Consider the following 18,740-nt stretch of genomic DNA (forward strand, 5'->3'; position numbering starts at 1 on the left):
TCGGGGTGTGGCGCAGTTTGGTAGCGCGCTTCGTTCGGGACGAAGAGGTCGTGGGTTCAAATCCCGCTACCCCGACAAATGGGCCCGAGTTTGCTTCTGCAAGCTCGGGTCTTTTTTGTGCGCCTCTGGTTTGCGTGCACCCGGTTCATCCACGCGGGAAAAGCGGCTTCCTTGCGAAACGAACCTCCCTTTCTCGTGTGGATGCGGCAGCGCTCTGTGGATGCGGCAGAACTGCAGCCGGGAGGGTGGTGTAGCTTCAACGCGTGGCCCCCGTGCTGATTCCCGACGACCTTGTCCGACGCCTCACGGGTCGACCAGCCGATGTCGGCGATGACGGCGACGCGTGGCTGCGCCGGCTGCCCACGCTGGTCGAAGAACGCCTCAACGCCTGGGACCTGACCGTCGATGGCCAGGCCAGGAATGGGCACAACGCATTTGTGCTGCCGGTCCGACAGCGTGACGAAGCGCAGATGCTGAAGCTCAGCTGGCCGCACGCCGAAGCGGCTGTCGAACACCTCGGCCTTCGGCACTGGCACGGTGACGGGATCGTCCGACTCACGGCCGCGCATCCGGCCGACTTCGCGATGCTCCTCGAGCCGCTCAACGCCGGCCGCGACCTGCACTCCATCGAGACCGACGACGCTTGCCTCGTCATCGGCGGGCTGCTACGCCGGTTGAACGTCGCTCCCCCGCGCTCGGTGCCCGACTTCCGCGAGGAGGCGAGCGGATGGGTGGAGCCGCTCCGCGCGTATCCGCCGTCGTTGCCGCGTCGCTGGGTAGATCGCGCCCTCGACACCTTCGATGCGAGACCGTACGACCCGAAGCTGCTGCACCTCGACCTGCACTACGGGAACGTGCTCGCCGCCGACCGGGAACCCTGGCTGGCCATCGACCCAAAGCCGGTGGCGGGGCCGCCCGGCTTCGAGGTGTACCCGGCGCTGCGCACACGCGTCGAAGACTACCGCGGGGGCACACTCATGCACGCCGAAGTTCGCAGCCGGGTTGAACTCATCAGCGGCGAGGCGGGCATCGACCTCGACGACGCCAGGGAATGGTGCATCGCCCACGCCGTGCTGAATGCGCACCAGGTCGCGGAGGAAGGCTGGCCCACGCTCGTGACACTGCATCTCGCCATCGCGAAGGCATTGTCCGACCTGTGACCCGGCCGCTCCCCGGCCCGGAGCGGCCTGAGCGCCCGGCCCGTCGGTTTCAGCCCCGCAGGATCCCCGCGGCGTACGCAGCCTGACCGACGTGCTGGGCCGCATCGTCGATGATGCTCACGATGCGGGCAGCCCGGGTGACGGGCGGGTCCCAGTCCTCGTCGATGATCTCCCCGAGCCCATCGGGGCCGAGCGAACGGATGTGCGCCCGCAGCGCATCCGTCGACGCGCGCAGGTAGTCGAGCAGCAGCGCCGCATCGTCGACCACCACGGCACGCGCATCCGCCGGCGAATGGCCGTAGCCCACCGAGTCGCCGAGCTCCCCTAGGCCGAAGCGCTTGTCGAACCCCTGAGACGACCAGACCTCGCGCTCACCGGTGAGGGGAGCGACCTGCGCGTCGATCTCGCGCCCCGCGTGCCAGAGCAGCCAGGCGATCGAGTTGTCGTGGCCGCCCGGATGCGCGTTGAGGTCGGCTGCGCTCAGGTCACGCGCGAGCCGTTCGGCCGCCTCGACGGGTCGGCTCGCGAAGTCGTCGAGGACGTCACGCGCGTCGACGCTCACGGCCGCGGACGCCCGAGGTGCACGAGGTCGTGGTTCGCCTCGATGGGTTCGAGATTCGGGCCTGGTGGGGTGCCGTCACCGAACGGTGAGCCGCCGAGCTGCTCGCGGAAGTGCGGCAGGTTCCAGTTGTGGAGCTCGGGGCCGGCGGGCACGATGCCGCTCGGGTTGATGTCGCGGTGCACCTCGTAGTAGTGCCGCTTGATGTCGACGAAGTCGGTCGTGTCGCCAAAGCCGGGCGTCTGGAAGAGGTCTCGCGCGTAGGCCCAGAGCACCGGCATCTCGCTCAGCTTCTGGCGGTTGCACTTGAAGTGGCCGTGGTAGACGGCGTCGAAGCGCGCGAGGGTCGTGAAGAGGCGCACGTCGGCCTCGGTGATGGTGTCGCCCATGAGGTAGCGGCGAGTCTCGAGGCGCTCGGAGACGATGTCGAGTGCCGCGAAGAGCCGGTCGTAGGCCTCGTCGTAGGCCTCCTGCGAGCCGGCGAAGCCGCACCGGTAGACGCCGTTGTTGATCTCCGTGTAGATGTGTTTCATGACGGCGTCCATCTCGTCGCGTAGCGCTTCCGGGTACAGGTCGGGCGCGCCGTCGCGGTGGAAGTCGGTCCACTCGGTCGAGAAGTCGAGCGTGATCCATGGGTAGTCGTTGGTGACGACGCCGCCGCTCGGCACGTCGACGATCGCCGGGACCGTGATGCCGCGTGGGTAGTCGGGGAAGCGCTTGAGGTACGCGTCCTGGATGCGTGGGATGCCGAGCACCGGGTCGACCCCGCCCGGGTCCTTGTCAAAGGTCCATGACCGCTTGTCGTGCACTGGCCCGCAGATGCCCATCGAGATCGCGTCCTCGAGGCCAAGGAGCCGGCGCACGATCGTCGCCCGGTTCGCCCACGGGCACGCACGGGCCACGACGAGGCGGTAGCGACCTGCCTCGACGGGCCAGGTCTGGATGCCCTCCCCGACGGACCGCGCATCCTTCGTGATGCGGTCGCCGATGTAGTTCGTGTCGCGGTCGAAGGGCTGGCCCGCCTTCGAGTACACCCCTTGTTCTTCCGCTCCCTTGCGTGCTGCCTCGTCTTCGCCTGGCCGTGCATCCTGCGTCGCCTCAGTCATGGCGCAATCCTAGGAAGCGGATGTGGATGCTCCCTGGGACGCACGTCGTGCGGCGGTGCGGCGCGTTCCCGGCGGGTCGGGAATACTTTTGCTGACTCACGACATAACCAAAGTGTCGCCCTGCGACTGCCGGGCGATGCGATCAACGAAGGAGCATCATGCCTCGGTTCACCGACAAAGTCGTTCTCATTACTGGCGGGGGTTCGGGCCTCGGCCGCGCGACCGCGATTCACGTCGCGAGCGAGGGAGCGAAGCTCGCACTCGTCGACATCTCAGAGCAGGGCCTCGAGGCGAGCAAGGCCGCCGTCCTCGAAGCCGCACCAGACGCCGAGGTCTTCACGACCACCGCGGACGTCTCCAGCGAGGCCGACACCGACGCGTACGTCGCAGCGACGATCGAGCGCTTCGGCCGCATCGACGGCTTCTTCAACAACGCCGGCATCGAAGGGCGTCAGAACCTGACCGAGGACTTCGGCTCGGAGGAGTTCGACCGCGTCATCGCCATCAACCTGCGCGGCGTCTTCCTGGGCCTCGAGAAGGTGCTCAAGGTCATGCGAGAGCAGGGCTCTGGCTACGTCGTCAACACGGCGTCCGTCGGTGGCATCCGCGGCGTCGGCAACCAGTCTGGCTACGCGGCCGCCAAGCACGGCGTCGTCGGGCTCACCCGCAACTCCGCGATCGAGTACGGCCAGTTCGGTGTGCGCATCAACGCGATTGCCCCAGGCGCCATCTGGACGCCGATGGTCGAGAACTCGATGCGGCAGCTCGATGCGGAGAACCCGGAGAAGGCCGCCGAGCAGTTCATCCAGATCAACCCGACGAAGCGCTACGGACAGCCGGACGAGATCGGCGCGGTCGTCGCGTTCCTCCTCTCTGACGACGCGAGCTACATCAACGCCGCGGTCGTGCCCATCGACGGCGGCCAGTCGGCGAAGTACTAGCGAGGCAGCGGCCTCGCGCACGTGTTCGCGCCGCCAGCTGGCCCGAGGGCTACGCTGGCGGCATGACCGCTACCCCGTCGACGGATGTCGATGCCTACTTCGCCGAGCTCGAGCATCCGCTGAAGGACATCGCGCTCGGACTGCGGGAGCTCCTGCGTGACGCACACCCAGGTGTCGTCGAGAGCATCAAGTGGAAGGCCCCGAACTACGAGGTCGCCGACGACTTCGCGACCCTGAACCTGCGCCGCCCGACCGCCGTGCAGCTCGTGCTGCACACGGGCGCGAAGGTGAAGCCCGAACACCCCGAGGTCGTGGTCGAGGCACCGACGGGGCTGCTCAAATGGCCGGGCCGCAACCGTGCCGTCGCGTCGTTCTCGGGCCTCGCCGAGTTCCAGGATGCGCGCCAAGCCCTCGCGGGCGTCGTGCGTTCCTGGGCCGCCCAAGTTCGGGCGTAGGAGCCTGCACGCTACCGAGCAGACGTGTAGCTGTTGCCCGCCGCTGGCGTGCCGTCGAAGATCTGCTCGATCGTCACGAGCACGAACCCTCGGTCGTGGAGGCCCTTGAGGATCTCGGGCACCGCATCGACGGTCGAGTCGTGGATGTCGTGCATGAGGATGATCGAGCCCGCCTCGGCTTCGTTCGCGCCGCGGTCGACGAGCGTATCGTGCGGCGGCCCTTCCCAGTCGAGCGTGTCGATATCCCAGAGAATCGATGGCATGCCGACCTTCGTGAGCACTCGGGCGTCGAGGTCCCCGTACGGGGGACGGAACACGCTGGGGCGCTCGCCCGTGGCCGCCGCGATCGCGTCGTTGGTCTTCTTGATCTCTTCCTCGATCTTCTTGTCGTCGAGGGTGGTGAACTGTGGGTGCGTCCAGGAGTGATTCCCGAGCTGGTGGCCGTCGGCGTCGATCTGCCGCGCGATCTCGGGGTACCGCTGCACGTTCGGGCCGACGAGGAAGAACGTCGCGGTCGCGTCGTGCTCGCGCAGCTGTCCGAGCAGGGTCTCGGTGATCGGCGCTGGCCCGTCGTCGAACGTGAGCGCGACGCAGGGGAAGAGGTCGCAGTCGACCTCGCGCTCGCCGGCGAGCGGCCGGGTGCCGGCGACCAGCGGCTGCGGGGTCGCTGACGCGGCGACAAGTTCGCGCCCCAGATCGGTGAGCATGGGGGTGGCGACCTCGGGGCCGATGTGGATGCTCGGGAACCGGTGCGCGATCGGTTCGCCGACGACAAGCGTGGTCTCGCCGTCGGGCGACACGGGCGGGGCTGAGCCGTCGCCGCCGGACACGTCCATCTCGGGGGTGACGAGACCCGCGGGGATGCCGATGCGCAGCCCGCCGTCCGGTGTGGGGGTGACGTCGGCGAAGCCCTGTGCCAGCACCGCCGCATTCGCGTCACTGGGTGCCGCCACCTCCGTGTCCCAGAGGGCGCCGAGCTCGCGCCGGGCCGCGAGCACCAGCTCGTTCCAGATCGCGAGCGCGGCGTCGGCCGTGATGACGTCGGCGCCGCCGGCTTGCTCAGCGGTGGCGGTGTCTGCGAAGAACACGTAGCTCTCATCGCGGGTCACCGCTGGCACCGACCCGACGGTTCCTTCGACGACCCGCAGTCGCTCCCCGAATTCGCTGCCGCTCGCGACGACGATCTCGCAGGTGATGACAAGCGCGTCGCCTTCGGTCGCTCCGCCCTGCGCGAGCACCTCCGCGGCAGGCGTGCTGCTCGAGCCGGCCTCGCAGCCTCGACTGCCGAGTCCGGCGCCGGCGGCCGCCGCCTCGGGCTCGTAGACGGTGCCGAGTCGCGTTGCGAACGCGCCGACAGTGTCGACGACGAGCGAGCGGATGCGCGTATTCAGCTCGGTCTGCCCTGGCACCTCCGTCCACCTCGCGTCGACGGCGGGCGCGGAGTCGCGGATGCGGTAGTGGTCGAGCGGCGTCGCCCCGGCCTCCGCGCCGGTCACGTCGCCCGCGGCCTCGTCGAAGCTCGTGACGGCGGCGCGCACGGGCGGCTGCCACGCGAGGTCAGGAGCCGGCGTGCAGGCGGAGAGCGCGAGGGTTGTGACGGCGAGCATCGCGCCTGCGAGCAACCGTTGCAGGCGACGCGACCGCCTGCCAGGCGCTGCGCCACGCTTCCCCGAGTTCCGCATCCCGCGCCTCATGCGCCTGGCACGCCGATGCTCTCGAGGATCTGGGCGATGGCTGGGCGATACCGGTCGAGATCGTCGGCGCTGGCGGTGAAGAGCACGGCGGCGCTCGGCGAGGTCGCGCCAGCGCTCGAGACCGCAACGGCGCCCACCATCACGCCGGGAGCGCCCTGACCGTCGGCTACGGGCTGCCCGTACTCGTAGCTGGCATGGCGGACCGCGAGCCCATCCTTCGGGGACTCGTCGATCCAGAAGAGGTTGCCTGCCCCGGAGGCCATGACACCCTCCGGCTCCTGCCCCTGAGCATCGAGGGCCGCACTGGCCTCGACGACCGCCGCCTCGGCCGCATCCACCATCGACTGGGGCTGGGCCGGTACCTGCAGGGTGATCTCAAGGCGAGCATCCGGACTTCTGAGGGTCACGATGTCGGTCCCGAAGTAGTGGGGCACGATCACCCAGCCGGTCGGCGCGACGACCGAGACCGCCTCCGCGTCGCTGCCCACCGTGACCGCCTCGTCGGCTTCCGCCGCGCGGCTCGTCGCCTGCGTGAGCAGTGCGCCGCCAAAAAAGAAACCAAGCACCGCGAGCGCCGCCACAAGGATAACCCCGAGCGCCACGAACAGCCACGGGCTGGTGCGCGTGCGCTCAGGCGCGGCGCTGTGCGAGAACGTCATCAAGGCTCCGTGCGGTCGGGAGGGGGCTACTGCCACCAGGCTACTGAGTCAGCACCCCCGCCGCCCAGGAATCGCACGTCGACACAGGCTCCGGACCACCGAACCGCCGAGCACCGAGCTCGACTCACTCGCGTGGGTGCACGAACCGCCGCTCCCGAAGCGCCGCGAGCAGCACCGCGAGCGCGAGCTCGAAGGAGCGCTCGACGCGCTCGGAACCGGACGGGGACTCGGCGAGGAGCCTGCCGAAGAGCCGGGTGTGCGCATCCGGCTGCCAGACCTGTTCAGGTGACGCGAGCTCGAGGCCGGAGCCGAGCGCGAACGCGTCGATCATCCCGATGAGCGTGAGGATCTCCCCGTCAGGGAAGCCCCCTGACTGCAGGGCGACCGCCAGGTCGTCGTAGGCCTCGATGACCGATGGACTCGTAATGGTCTTCCCGATAAGGAACGGGAGCAGCGCAGGGTGGTCGGCGTACATGCGCCGCTGGAGCCGCACCACCTGCTCGACGAACTCGTCCCAGGCGAGCCCGTCGGGCACCGCCCGGTAGCCCTCGACGAGGCGTCCGCGCATCAGCTCGACGATGTCGTCGAGGCCCGAGACGTGCTTGTAGAGCGACGACGGCCGCACCCCGAGCTTGCGCGCGATGGCGTTGACGCCGAAGGGCTCCCCCTGCTCGACGAGCGCGAGACCGGCCTCGGCGATGCGGTCGGGCGTGAGCCCGACGATCCTGCGTCCGTCCATATCCCGGCCCCTTCGTGCGCTACGTCGTGGTGCGTCCTGAATCCGGGATCCGAGGAAAATGTTCCGGATGTCTTCCACTCGAGCCCGTCTCCGTGCATACTAGCGAACACCATTCGCTGGCGAATGGTGTTCGCCAAACTCGAACCGCTCGACCCCAGCACGTAGCGACCCGGCACCTCGCCGAGCCCAGATTCCACCTGGAGCCCCATGACCACTGCAGCCGAACTCACCACGCGGGTGCCTCTGCGCCCCGCCCCGGCCTCGGCGACGTTCGCCATAGCGATCGCGGGGTACCTCGCCGTCAACCTGTCGCCGTACATGATCACCGCCACGCAAGATGCGATCGGCCTCGACGTCCTCGGCGCAAGCTGGCTCGTCACCGGCACGCTCCTCCTGATTGCACTCGCGGGGCTCGCGACGGCGGGCCTGTGCGCCGGCGCACGCCGCCACCAGGTCGCCCGCATCGGGCTCGCCGTGGCCACGCTCGGGTTCCTCGCCGCCGCGCTCGTCCCATCGCTCACGATTCCAGGCCTGCTGATCGGCGGGATCGGAGCGGGCGGCGCCGTCGCCGCTGCTGGGGCCGCGATGGCGTCATTCCGCAACCCGGACCGTGTCGCGGGGTGGAACGGCTTCGCGAACCGAGGCGTGATCTCGATCGTCCTGGCCACCCTGCCGGTGCTCGGACTCGCGCCGCTCAACGTCTTCGGTTCGCTCGCCCTTTTCTCTGCCATCGGACTGGTCATGACCCGCTGGCTTCCCCGCGCACCAATGCTCGATCCGAGCGCTCGCCTCGGCGCAGCGGGTGCCGCCACCGGCGAGGCCATGCCGATCAAGATCCCGCCGACCGGCACGATCCGCACGCAGGCCATCGCGTCATCCCGGCTCCTCACCGTCAGCGGGTTCGGCATCCTCATCGTGTTCGCGCTCTGGGCGACGAGCGAGGATTCGTTGTGGGCCATGATCGGCATCATCGGCGCTGAAACGAGCGGCCTGACCACGGAAGGGCTGGGCATCGCGCTCTCCGGTGCGACCGCCGGCGGACTGCTCGGCTCGCTCGCCCTCATGGCCGTCGGCAACCGGCTCGGCCGCGCCGTCCCGCTTGTCGTGCTGCTCGTGCTCGGTGGCATCCTGAAGATCGTGCAGGGCACGCTCACCGACGAGACGGCCCTCATTGTGGCCTTCATCGCCTGGAACTCCATCTACGCGGTTGCGTTCATGTACTTCCTGTCGACGGCGGCGGCACTGGATGCCCGCGGCCGCTGGTCGGGGCCTCTCCTCTCCGTCTACCTCGTCGGCTCCGCGCTCACGCCACTCATCGGCGCAAGCCTCACCGAGCTCCTCGGCGCCCAGGGGTTCACGCTGGTGCTCGGCATCACGAGCTTCGTGCTCGCCGTCCCCACCGGCATCATTGCCGCCATCTCCACTCGCACCGAACGTTCCACTCAGACCACTGCGGAGGCCTTCGCATGACCACCACCCTCTACCGCAACGCCCGCGTCTTCCAGGCGCCCGCATCCGGTTTCTCGGCGGATGCTGCACCACTGGCGAGCGCGTTCGTCGTGCGCGACGGCGCGTTTGCGTTCGTCGGGAGCGAGGCGGATGCACGGAGCTTTGCCGCGGGGCCGGACGCGACAGTCGACCTCGGCGGGCAGCTTGTCCTCCCCGGCATCACGGACGCGCACACGCACCTCGTCATGATGGGAGAGGCCCTCGGCCAGGTCGGGCTCACGGACGCCCGCGACCTCGCCGAGATTCAGCGACTCCTTGTCGAGGCGCGCGCCGCGGACCCGGACGCACGGGTGCTGCGTGGCCGCGGCTGGCTGTTCGACTCCATCCCCGGCGGCGCCCCGACGGCGGCAATGATCGACGAGGTCGTCGCCGACATCCCCGTGTACCTGGACGCCAACGACTACCACTCGTGCTGGGTCAACAGCGCAGCCCTACGCGAGCTTGGCATTACGCGGGAGACACCCGACCCGAGCGGCGGCCGCATCGAGCGCGACACCAACGGAGAGCCGAACGGCATGCTGTTCGAGACCGCCGCCGTCGAGTACGCGTGGGTGCAGCGCGACCTCGCCATGACGGATGCGGACCGCGACGCAGCCGTCGAGCGGGTGCTCGCCGCCTACAGCGAGGCCGGGGTGACCGGAGTTGTCGACATGGCGCTCAACGAGGTGGCGCTCGACGCCTTGCAGCGCGCCGCGGAGCGACGAGGCGGCGAGCTGCCGTTGCGGGTGGCCGCTCACTGGCTCGTCGCCAACACCGACGACGATGCTGCGAACCTGGAGCAGGTCGAGCGCGCTGCCTCGCTGGCCGCCAGCTACACCTCGCCGTGGCTGCGGGTCGTGGGCATCAAGCTCATCCTCGACGGCACGATCGACGCCTGCACGGCAGCGATGAGCCTGCCGTACGCGGACGGTTCGAACGCCGAGCCGATCTGGCCAGCGGCCCGGCTGTTCCCCGTAGTTGCCGCGGCGGATGTCGCTGGCCTGCAGATCGCGATGCACGCGATCGGCGACGCGGCGAGCGGCATGGCGCTCGACGCGCTGGAGGCGGCGTTCGAGGCCAACGGCAACCGCGAGCGCCGCCACCGCATCGAGCACCTCGAATACGCGGCACCTGGCACGGCCGAGCGCCTCGCTGCCCTCGGCGTGACCGCATCCATGCAGCCCGTGCACGCTGACCCGGCGATCCTCGACAACTGGGTCGCACAGCTCGACGACGACCGCGTCGAGCGCGGCTTCGCCTGGCACGAGTACCAGGAAGCACACGCACTGCTCGCCTTCTCGACCGACGCCCCGACCGCCCCGTACGGCCCGTTCGCGAACCTCTACGTCGCGGCGACCCGCGAGTCGGCGCTCGACCCGAGCTTCCCCGCGACCCAGGGCGTTGGCCGCGCGGTGCCGGTCGAGCGCGCGATCGTGCACGCGACCCGGGATGCGGCCGCCTCGGTCGGCGACGCGAGCTGGCGCGGCGAGATCCGGGAGGGCTTCGCCGCCGACTTCCTCGTCGTCGACACAGACGTGCTCAGCGAACCCGCCACGAGCCTGCTGACCGCGCGCACGGTGCTGACGGTTGTCGGCGGGCGGGTCACGTTCGAGGGGTGAGCTCGCGACGCGTCTTGAGTCCTCGCCGCGGTGCACGCCTACCTGTCGTAGACCTCGCGTCGATGGCCGGCGTGAACAACCACGACGGTCAAGACATCGTCTTCGATGCGATAGAGCACGCGGTAGTCCCCCGTCCGCACTCGCCATTCCGGGCGACCCGTGAGCTTCTTGGAAGCAGGAGGGCGCGGATTCTCTGCGAGCAGTTCAACCGCTGCTTGGATGCGACGCTTTGCTTCCGGCGGTAACTTCTTGATGAACCTGACCGCAGCCGGGAGGACCAGTATCCGGTAGCTCACAGAACGAGACCGAGGTCACGCTTCACGGCGTCCCACGGGATCGGTTCCTCCCCTAATTTCTGGGTCTCCTCCCACGCAGCGTCCACTGCGCGAATGTCAGCCAGCTCTTCGGCATCTTCAAGGAGCCGCTGGAGCTGCCCGGCGTCGATCACCGCGGCGACGGGCCGGTTCCGGCGAGTCAGATACACGGGCTCGATCCGCGCATCGTCGATGATCGAGGCCAGGCGGGCGCGGGCATCGGTGATAGCTATCTGACTCATGTGGACAGTTTACGTTGAATCGACTGAAGCGTACAGAACGCGCTACTATGTGCAAACGCGTGGAGTGGCCCTGGAGCATACCCAAGCTTGTCGCTACCCGAGCAGCTCCACCCCGGCCTCCGCGACGACCGCCCGGACCTCGTCGAGGTACCGCTGCGCCTGCTCCGTGAGCGGAATCGCGGAGTGGCCGATCCAACCGATCTCGATGCGCTCATCCACTTCCAACGGAACGGCGACGATGCCCGGGTCGAGGTCGTCGCTGATGATGCCCGTCGAGATCGTGTAGCCATCGAGTCCGATCATGAGGTTGAAGATCGTCGCCCGGTCAGCGACACGGATCTCGCGCTTGCTCGACAGCGTCGAGAGGATTTCTTCGGCGAAGTAGAAGGAGTTATTCGCGCCCTGGTCGAAGGTAAGCCGCGGCAGGTCCGTGAGGTCATCGAGGGTCGCGCGCGCCTTCGAGGCCAGCGAATTGCGGCGGGAGACGAAGATATGCGGCTGCGCGAGGAAGAGCGGATGGAACACCAAGCCAGAATCGCGCAGCAGCTTGTCGATGACGTTGCCGTTGAAGTCGTTCCGATAGAGGAGACCGAGCTCGCTCCGGAGCGTCCGCACATCCTCGATGATGTCCCATGTGCGCGTCTCCCGTAGCGAGAACTCGTATTCGTCGGCACCGGTAACCTTGACCATCCGCACGAACGCGTCGACCGCGAACGAATAGTGCTGCGCGGACACCCCGAGGAGCCGCCTCGACGGCGGACGACCGAGGTAGCGCTGCTCAAGGAGCGCCATCTGCTCAACGACCTGCTTGGCATAGCGAAGGAACTCCGTGCCGTCAGTCGTCAGCGACACCCCGCGCGCCGAACGGACAAGCAGTGCGCGACCCACCCGGGCCTCGAGATCCTTCATCGCCGCCGACATGGTCGGCTGGGCGACGTAGAGCACATCAGCGGCCGCGCTAATCGATCGCTCGGCCGCAACCTCCACGAAGTAGTGCAGCTGCTGCAGGGTCACCCCGTTCGATCGCTTGGTCATAGCCGAAGCCTATAGTGACGAATAGTTGCGACGGATTACCCGATAGCCTCCGGCCGCCTGCACAATTGACGCATCCACGACCACAGGCCAACCGGCCTCACGACTCCCGGATTGGCTTCCCATGGCGGACGACATCACGTTCAACATCACCACCACGCGCTTCGACGAGCACTACGCCCCCTCCGAGAGCTCCCGCATCACCACCAACTTCGCCAACCTGGCCCGAGGCGAGCACCGTCAGCAGAACCTCCGGAACGCGCTGACCATGATCGACAACCGCTTCAACGACCTCGCCCGCTGGGACAACCCGAACGGCGACCGCTACACACTCGAGCTCGACATCATCTCGGCCTCGCTGCAGTTCGACGATGACGGCGACGACCGGGAGTTCCCGCTGCTCGAGGTGCTCGACATCGGCATCCTCGACCGCACAACCGGCGAGCGCCACCAGGGCATCGTCGGCAACAACTTCTCGTCGTACCTCCGCGACTACGACTTCAGCGTGCTGCTCCCCGCAGCCAACGCCGGCGGCGGCGGCTTCACCCTCCCCGACGGCTTCGGCGAGCTGCACGGCAAGCTCTTCCAGCACTTCCTCGACTCGAGCGCCTACCAGGCACGCTTCCCGAAATCGCCCGTCATCTGCATCAGCGTCTCCACCAGCAAGACGTACACGCGCACCGACAACCACCACCCGGTCCTCGGCGTCGAGTACCGGCAGGACGACTACTCGCTGACCGACCAGTACTTCGGCAAAATGGGCCTCCAGGTGCGCTACTTCATGCCCCCGGGCAGCGTCGCACCGCTCGCGTTCTACTTCCGCGGCGACCTGCTCAGCGACTACTCCACCCTCGAGCTCATCGGAACGATCAGCACGATGGAGGCATTCCAGAAGATCTACCGACCGGAGATCTACAACGCCAACTCGGCGGCCGCGAACGTCTACAGCCCCACGCTCGACCAGCAGGACTTCTCCCGCACCGAGATCGGCTACGACCGCGAAGAGCGCAGCCAGCTCGCGAAGATCCAAGGCGCCTACACGGCAGAGCACTTCGTGAAGCCGCACGGTGACGTGCTGGACGCGTGGGCCGCCAACTACTCCGTCTCCGCACGATGACCGACGAAGGATCGACGATCATGAACACACTCCTCCCCGTAGCCAGCGTTGGCAGCCTCCCCAAGCCGTCCTGGCTCGCGAAGCCGGAGGTGCTCTGGTCTCCGTGGGAGCTCGAGGGCGCCGCGCTCATCGAGGGCAAGCAGGATGCGCTGCGCATCGCCGTGCACGAGCAGCGCCGCCGCGGCGTCGACATCATCAGCGATGGTGAGCAAACCCGCCAGCACTTCGTCACCACGTTCATCGAGCACCTCGAGGGGGTCGACTTCGAGAACCGCGAGACGGTGCGCATCCGCGACCGCTACGACGCAAGCGTGCCCACCGTCGTCGGCGCCGTGAGCCGCAAGCAGCCGGTCTTCCTCGACGACGCGAAGTTCCTGCGTGCGCAGACCGACCAGCCCATCAAGTGGGCCCTCCCAGGGCCGATGACGATGATCGACACTCTCTCCGACCGGCACTACAAGAGCCGCGAGAAGCTCGCGTGGGAGTTCGCGACCATCCTCAACCAGGAAGCCAAGGAACTCGAGGCTGCCGGCGTCGACATCATCCAGTTCGACGAGCCCGCCTTCAACGTCTTCTTCGACGACGTGGCCGACTGGGGCGTCGCGGCCCTCGAACGCGCAGCCGAGGGGCTCCGCGCCGAGACCGTCGTGCACATCTGCTACGGCTACGGCATCAAGGCCAACAACGACTGGAAGGCGACCCTCGGAGCCGAGTGGCGCCAGTACGAGAAGACGTTCCCGCTCATCCAGAAGTCGTCCATCGACATCGTCTCGCTCGAGAGCCACCACTCGCACGTGCCGACCGACCTCATCGAGCTGATCCGAGGCAAGAAGGTCATGCTCGGCGCGATCGACGTGGCCAGCGATCAAGTCGAGACGCCCGAGGAAGTCGCGGACACCCTCCGCAAGGCGCTCCAGTTTGTCGACGCCGACAAGCTCATTGCGAGCACGAACTGCGGCATGGCCCCGCTGGCGCGCGACGTCGCCTACGGGAAGCTCAGCGCCCTCGCAGCAGGCGCCGACATCCTCCGCGCAGAACTCAGCTGAGCAGACGGCGCACCCGTACCGGCCGCCAGGATCGCCCACGCGAACCTGGCGGCCGGACTCGTCGCTGCGACGGCGAGGCGCAGAGTGGTCGCGCGGTCGCGGAAGCTAAGCCCGCCCCGCGCCGAGCCGCCCGTGTGACGCCTCGAGGTAGCAGTTGCCGCACATCGACTCGTAGCTCACCTCGCCTTGATCGATGGCGACCTGGCCGCCATCAAACACAAACGCGCCCGCGATGCGCCGACCGTTGAAGATGGCCTTCCGGCCGCAACGGCAGATGGTCTTCAGCTCCTCAAGCGAATGCGCGATCTCGAGCAGTCGCTGGCTACCGGGAAACGCGATCGTCTGGAAGTCCGTGCGGATGCCGTAGGCCAGCACCGGGATGCCGTCCAGCACGGCGATGCGCAGCAGTTCGTCGACCTGCCAAGTCGCGAGGAACTGCGCCTCGTCGACGAGCAAGCACGAGATCGGCTGCCCGTCCGCGACGAGCGCGGCAAGCTGCTCGCGCGGGCTGTCCTCGGCCCCAACAAGAATCTCCACGCGCCGCGTCATACCGAGGCGCGAGGAGATCTCCCCCTCGGCCTTCGTGTCGATGGCAGGCTTCGCGAGCACGACACGGTGCCCGCGTTCCTCGTAGTTGAACGCGGCCTGCAGCAGCGCCGTCGACTTGCCCGAGTTCATCGCCCCGTAGCGGAAGTACAGCTTGGCCATGGTTCTCCTCGTTTCAGGGCTGAGCCCGGTCGATCGTACCCGCACCACGGGCATCCGCTCACCTCACCCCAGGGAGCAGGCCTCGCAGCCGTCCTCCCCGCAGGTCAGAGGCACTTCACCATCTCGATCTCTCGCTGGCGTCGGTTGAGCGGGTACGGAATCGTGGACCCCGTCGCGACAAAGCCCCGCCGCTCGTACGCGCTCCTCGCCCGCGCATTGTCTTCATGCACGTGCAGCATGAGACCGGATGCGCGCGACCCGGCCCAGGCCTCGACCTCGGCGAGCAGCGCATCCGTCACCCCAACACCTCTGCCCCGGTACTCCTCCGCGACGTACACGCTGACCAGCATGGGCCACGGCTCATCACGGAACGACACGCACCCCATGGTGCCGACCCAGTTGCCATCGGAGAGCACAGCCACGAGCGAAATGCCGTCGGCCGCGTCACCACGCGCGCCTCGCCTGCGCCACTCGGCTTCACTGTGCCCGAAGGCCTCCTGCAGGGTCTCGGTGTACGCGAGCGGGGTGTCCTGCAACATCTCGAGCCGAAGCGCCCGCACCTTCCGCCAGTCGTCAGGCGTCGTCGCGCGGATCGTGAAGTCGGCCGTAGTCATCGCCTGAGCGTACCCGCCGCACCCAGTACACCGTCGCGCGCAGTTCACCGTGAGCTTCTAGGGTCAGGCGAGCAGCCAGATCGGCGCACACAACGAAGGGGCGGCGAATGCAGCAGGTCGCGGAACCGAAGAAGACCGGCACGCTCGGCGCGACCGCCATCGGCGTCTCCGCGATGCTCGGCGCTGGGGTCTTCTCGGCGTTTGCACCAGCGGCCGAGGCTGCGGGCAGCTGGCTGCTCATGAGCCTCGCCATCGCGCTGGTCGTTGCCGCGAGCAACGCAGCCTCAACCGCCCAGCTCGCCAGGCAGCACCCGGGTGCGGGCGGCGTATACCTCTACGGGCGGGAACAGCTCGGCGCATGGCCCGGGTTCGTCGCAGGCTGGGGGTTCGTGATCGGTAAGACCGCGTCAGTCGCAGCCATGGCCATCACGGCCGCCGCCTACCTCGTGCCCGAACCCTTCGCACGGCCGGCCGCACTCGTCGTGCTGCTCGCCGTGACCGCGGCTGGAATGCTCGGCATCACGCGAACCGCTGCCATCGCGACGGTCATCGGCAGTGTCGTCACCGTCGGGCTGCTCGGCGCCCTGGTCACGTCGCAGCTCTCGCCACCCCTCTTCGGGTCGGCGTCCGAGGACGACGCGGTCTTCTCCGCCCTAGGGGTCCTGCAGGGGGCCGGCATCCTCTTCTTCGCGTTCGCGGGGTACGCCCGAGTCGCCACCCTCTCCGAAGAGGTACGAGACCCACGGCGGACGGTCCCCCGCGCGATGCTGCTGTCGTTCAGCATCGTGAGCGCCTTGTTGGCGGCGCTCGGGTGGACCCTGCTTGCGACCCTCGGCCCGGGCAGGCTCGCGCTCTCCCCCGCCCCGGTGGCGGCCCTCGTCGAGACGCAACCCGTCGCTGTCACCGTGGTCAGCGTGCTCGCCGCGGTCTCCTCGATCGGGGCGCTTTCTGCAGTACTCGCAGGCAGCTCCCGCACGGCAATGGCGATGGGGCGGCGCCGCGATCTGCCCGGCCTCCTGGCGCGACAGCAGGCGTCAACCGCCGTTCCCCGATTCGCGGTGCTCGCCGTCGCGGCCGGCGCCACACTCCTGATCTGCGTCGGCGATATTCGAGAAGTCATCGGGTTCTCGAGCGCTGGCGTGCTCGTCTACTACCTGATCGCCAACCTCAGCGCTCTCACGCAGAGCCGAGAGCACCGTACGGTGCCGCGCGCGGTGTCAGTGTTTGGTGCGGTCGGCTGCGCGGTCCTCGTCGCGACACTTCCGCCGCTCTCGCTCGCCTCAGCCCTCGGAGTCCTGGTCGTGGGCGTCCTCGCGCGGCTCGCGCTGCGCCGCGACATCGTCTCGTGACGCAGGGAGTCGGGGCATCGGGGCATCGGCCGGTCGCCCGGTCTGAAGGCCCGCGCATCGGTGCCGCTTGGGTGCGGCATCGGCATGTGCGGCGTCTCCGCACACTCAGGGTGACGAGGCGACGTAGGTCGACCGCCCAGGGCCGCTGATCGTGCTCACGTCACGCTGAGTGTCACGACGGCACCGCGCTCACGTGAGTGCGCAGCGTCGCGGCTCAGCGGCGCGGCTCCGCGTCAGGGCTCAGGGTCGAGGCTGCGGTTCGGGCACCTCGCCGGACGCGACGAAGCCGCCCCGCGTTGTGCGGGGCGGCTTCGATGCGGACACGGCGGGCCGTGCCACCGTGTGCAAGCTGCTAGTGCGCGTTGAGCTCGAGCGCTTTTGCGCTCGCGCTCTGGGTCGAGTCGGCGAGTTCGGCGGAGGAGTTGACGTCGGTGCCGAGGCTCGGCACGAGCGCCTCGAGCTTGGGAGCCCATTCCGCCTTCTTGTCGGGGTAGCAGCGGCCGAGCAGGTCGATCATGACCGGCACGGCGACGGAAGCTCCGGGTGAGGCGCCGAGCAGGCCAGCGATGGATCCATCCTTCTTCGCGACGACCTCGGTGCCCATCTGCAGGATGCCGCCCTTCTTGGCGTCCTTCTTCATCACCTGCACGCGCTGACCGGCCGTGATGAGGCGCCAGTCGGCGGCGTTCGCCTCGGGGAAGAACTCCTTCAGCTGCTCGAACTTCTTGTCCTTGCTGGCGAGGACCTGGCCCACGAGGTACGTGACGAGGTCAAAGTTGTCCTTCGCGACCGCGAGCATCGGAATGAGGTTGTGCGGGCGCAGCGACTTGATGAGGTCGAGGTAGCTGCCCGTCTTGAGGTACTTGGGGCTGAAGCCTGCGTACGGACCGAACATGAGGGCCGGCTTGCCGTCGACGACTCGGGTGTCGAGGTGCGGCACCGACATGGGTGGTGCGCCGACGGAGGCCTTGCCGTAGACCTTCGCGAGGTGCTTCTCGACGACAGCTGGATTGTCGGTGCGCAGGAACTGGCCGGAGATGGGGAACCCACCGTAGCCCTTGATCTCTTCGATGCCCGACTTCTGCAGCAGGGGAAGCGCGCCGCCACCGGCCCCGACGAACACGAAGCGCGCGCGGGTGACGTTCTTGCGCCCCTTCTGCTCGCCTGCGAGCTGCTGGGTCGCGATCTGCCAGACGCCATCGCGCTGCTGACGCAGCGCGATGACCTCGGTGTTGAGGCGCAGCACGGCGCCGCGGTCGACGAGGCCCTGGACGAGCTTGTGCGTGAGCGAGCCGAAGTCGACGTCGGTGCCAGCAGCAACGCGGGTCGCGGCGACCTTCTCGCCCGCGGGGCGCCCTTCGATGAGGGTCGGAGCCCAAGCCTTGATGACCTCGGGATCGTCGGAGAACTCCATCGTGGAGAAGAGTGGCTCGGTCTTCAACAGCTCGAAGCGGCGGCGGAGGAAATCGACGTTCTCGGCGCCGCGCACGAAGGTCATGTGCGGCACGGAGTTGATGAATCCGGACGGCTCAGGCAGCTCGCCGGCTTCGACAAGCGTGGCCCAGAACTGGCGCGAGACCTGGAACTGCTCGTTGATCTGGATCGCCTTGGACGCGTCGATGACGCCGTCCTTCTCTGGCGTGTAGTTGAGCTCGCACAGCGCCGCGTGGCCCGTGCCCGCGTTGTTCCACGGGCTCGAGCTCTCCTGAGCCAGCCCGTCGAGTCGCTCGATGATCTTGATGCTCCACTCGGGCTCGAGCTTGCTGAGAAGCGAGCCGAGGGTGGCACTCATGATGCCCCCGCCGATCAGAACGACGTCGTAGATCTTCTGTGAATCAGTCACCGAGACAGTCTACGTCGGGGGCGCTTGCGCGTCCGCTTCGAGACGGACAAGCCTG

General features: G+C 68.2%; 19 protein-coding genes and 1 tRNA gene. 9 read left to right on the forward strand and 11 right to left on the reverse strand.

Annotation, left to right across the window (positions count from 1 at the left end; genetic code table 11):
• The first annotated feature begins 1 nt into the window (after window position 1).
• Together ACPYN9_RS02285 and ACPYN9_RS02290 are read left to right on the forward strand one after the other, a co-directional pair.
• Window positions 2-75, forward strand: a tRNA-Pro gene (locus ACPYN9_RS02285).
• Between the two features lie 188 nt (window positions 76-263).
• Window positions 264-1,160 (forward strand): aminoglycoside phosphotransferase family protein, encoded by an 897-nt coding sequence (locus ACPYN9_RS02290; RefSeq protein WP_424463546.1) that lies wholly within the window; start codon window positions 264-266, stop codon window positions 1,158-1,160.
• A 49-nt stretch (window positions 1,161-1,209) separates the two neighbouring features.
• Here ACPYN9_RS02290 and ACPYN9_RS02295 read toward each other — a convergent pair whose 3' ends face one another.
• Together ACPYN9_RS02295 and ACPYN9_RS02300 are read right to left on the reverse strand one after the other, a co-directional pair.
• Window positions 1,210-1,722: a mycothiol transferase gene (locus ACPYN9_RS02295; protein ID WP_424463548.1), complete on the reverse strand. Its 513-nt coding sequence runs from the start codon at window positions 1,720-1,722 to the stop codon at window positions 1,210-1,212.
• Window positions 1,719-2,825, reverse strand: a complete 1,107-nt coding sequence (locus tag ACPYN9_RS02300) for a glutathione S-transferase family protein (RefSeq protein ID WP_424463550.1) — start codon at window positions 2,823-2,825, stop codon at window positions 1,719-1,721. Before ACPYN9_RS02300 ends, ACPYN9_RS02295 begins: the two co-directional genes overlap by 4 nt.
• A 158-nt stretch (window positions 2,826-2,983) precedes the next feature.
• On the opposite strand from ACPYN9_RS02300, the gene ACPYN9_RS02305 reads away from it, so the two are divergent.
• Both ACPYN9_RS02305 and ACPYN9_RS02310 read left to right on the forward strand, forming a co-directional pair.
• Entirely contained in the window at window positions 2,984-3,766 is a 783-nt protein-coding gene (locus ACPYN9_RS02305; protein WP_424463552.1) for a glucose 1-dehydrogenase, read from the forward strand.
• Between the two features lie 62 nt (window positions 3,767-3,828).
• Entirely contained in the window at window positions 3,829-4,221 is a 393-nt protein-coding gene (locus tag ACPYN9_RS02310; protein ID WP_424463554.1) for a DUF1801 domain-containing protein, read from the forward strand.
• Between the two features lie 11 nt (window positions 4,222-4,232).
• Here ACPYN9_RS02310 and ACPYN9_RS02315 read toward each other — a convergent pair whose 3' ends face one another.
• The 3 genes from ACPYN9_RS02315 to ACPYN9_RS02325 form a co-directional block, all read right to left on the reverse strand.
• Window positions 4,233-5,828, reverse strand: coding sequence for a polysaccharide deacetylase family protein (locus ACPYN9_RS02315; RefSeq protein ID WP_424463556.1), 1,596 nt, complete (start codon window positions 5,826-5,828; stop codon window positions 4,233-4,235).
• Between the two features lie 83 nt (window positions 5,829-5,911).
• Complete coding sequence (locus ACPYN9_RS02320) at window positions 5,912-6,574, reverse strand: hypothetical protein (RefSeq protein WP_424463558.1); 663 nt, start codon at window positions 6,572-6,574, stop codon at window positions 5,912-5,914.
• 124 nt (window positions 6,575-6,698) lie between these two features.
• A complete protein-coding gene (locus tag ACPYN9_RS02325; protein WP_424463560.1) occupies window positions 6,699-7,313 on the reverse strand; it encodes a TetR/AcrR family transcriptional regulator in 615 nt (204 codons plus the stop codon).
• Window positions 7,314-7,520: 207 nt separating this feature from the next.
• Here ACPYN9_RS02325 and ACPYN9_RS02330 point away from each other — a divergent pair, with 207 nt between their 5' ends.
• On the forward strand, window positions 7,521-8,783 hold the full coding sequence (locus ACPYN9_RS02330) for an MFS transporter (RefSeq protein ID WP_424463562.1): 1,263 nt from the start codon (window positions 7,521-7,523) through the stop codon (window positions 8,781-8,783).
• Complete coding sequence (locus ACPYN9_RS02335) at window positions 8,780-10,420, forward strand: amidohydrolase (protein ID WP_424463564.1); 1,641 nt, start codon at window positions 8,780-8,782, stop codon at window positions 10,418-10,420. Before ACPYN9_RS02330 ends, ACPYN9_RS02335 begins: the two co-directional genes overlap by 4 nt.
• Window positions 10,421-10,458: 38 nt before the next feature.
• Here the strand turns inward: ACPYN9_RS02335 and ACPYN9_RS02340 are convergent, their stop codons facing one another.
• The 3 genes from ACPYN9_RS02340 to ACPYN9_RS02350 form a co-directional block, all read right to left on the reverse strand.
• Window positions 10,459-10,716, reverse strand: a complete 258-nt coding sequence (locus ACPYN9_RS02340) for a type II toxin-antitoxin system RelE family toxin (protein WP_424463566.1) — start codon at window positions 10,714-10,716, stop codon at window positions 10,459-10,461.
• Complete coding sequence (locus ACPYN9_RS02345; RefSeq protein ID WP_424463567.1) at window positions 10,713-10,976, reverse strand: type II toxin-antitoxin system Phd/YefM family antitoxin; 264 nt, start codon at window positions 10,974-10,976, stop codon at window positions 10,713-10,715. The genes ACPYN9_RS02340 and ACPYN9_RS02345 overlap by 4 nt, the downstream gene beginning before the upstream one ends.
• A 93-nt stretch (window positions 10,977-11,069) precedes the next feature.
• The gene (locus ACPYN9_RS02350) at window positions 11,070-12,011 is read right to left on the reverse strand and encodes a LysR family transcriptional regulator (protein ID WP_424463569.1); all 942 of its coding nucleotides are present in this window, start codon (window positions 12,009-12,011) and stop codon (window positions 11,070-11,072) included.
• Between the two features lie 121 nt (window positions 12,012-12,132).
• Between ACPYN9_RS02350 and ACPYN9_RS02355 the strand changes: the two genes are divergently transcribed.
• Window positions 12,133-13,125, forward strand: coding sequence for a DUF1852 domain-containing protein (locus ACPYN9_RS02355; protein ID WP_424463570.1), 993 nt, complete (start codon window positions 12,133-12,135; stop codon window positions 13,123-13,125).
• Window positions 13,126-13,145: 20 nt separating this feature from the next.
• The gene (locus tag ACPYN9_RS02360; protein ID WP_424463572.1) at window positions 13,146-14,171 is read left to right on the forward strand and encodes a methionine synthase; all 1,026 of its coding nucleotides are present in this window, start codon (window positions 13,146-13,148) and stop codon (window positions 14,169-14,171) included.
• A gap of 105 nt (window positions 14,172-14,276) precedes the next feature.
• Here the strand turns inward: ACPYN9_RS02360 and ACPYN9_RS02365 are convergent, their stop codons facing one another.
• The gene (locus tag ACPYN9_RS02365; RefSeq protein ID WP_424463573.1) at window positions 14,277-14,879 is read right to left on the reverse strand and encodes a thymidine kinase; all 603 of its coding nucleotides are present in this window, start codon (window positions 14,877-14,879) and stop codon (window positions 14,277-14,279) included.
• A 104-nt stretch (window positions 14,880-14,983) separates the two neighbouring features.
• The gene (locus ACPYN9_RS02370; RefSeq protein WP_424463575.1) at window positions 14,984-15,493 is read right to left on the reverse strand and encodes an N-acetyltransferase family protein; all 510 of its coding nucleotides are present in this window, start codon (window positions 15,491-15,493) and stop codon (window positions 14,984-14,986) included.
• 107 nt (window positions 15,494-15,600) lie between these two features.
• Between ACPYN9_RS02370 and ACPYN9_RS02375 the strand changes: the two genes are divergently transcribed.
• The gene (locus ACPYN9_RS02375; protein ID WP_424463576.1) at window positions 15,601-16,842 is read left to right on the forward strand and encodes an APC family permease; all 1,242 of its coding nucleotides are present in this window, start codon (window positions 15,601-15,603) and stop codon (window positions 16,840-16,842) included.
• Between the two features lie 352 nt (window positions 16,843-17,194).
• Here the strand turns inward: ACPYN9_RS02375 and ACPYN9_RS02380 are convergent, their stop codons facing one another.
• On the reverse strand, window positions 17,195-18,685 hold the full coding sequence (locus ACPYN9_RS02380) for a malate:quinone oxidoreductase (RefSeq protein ID WP_424463578.1): 1,491 nt from the start codon (window positions 18,683-18,685) through the stop codon (window positions 17,195-17,197).
• Window positions 18,686-18,740: the final 55 nt, after the last annotated feature.

Origin of the sequence: Pseudoclavibacter helvolus (assembly GCF_049707175.1) — a bacterium.
GTDB lineage: Bacteria > Actinomycetota > Actinomycetes > Actinomycetales > Microbacteriaceae > Pseudoclavibacter > Pseudoclavibacter helvolus_A.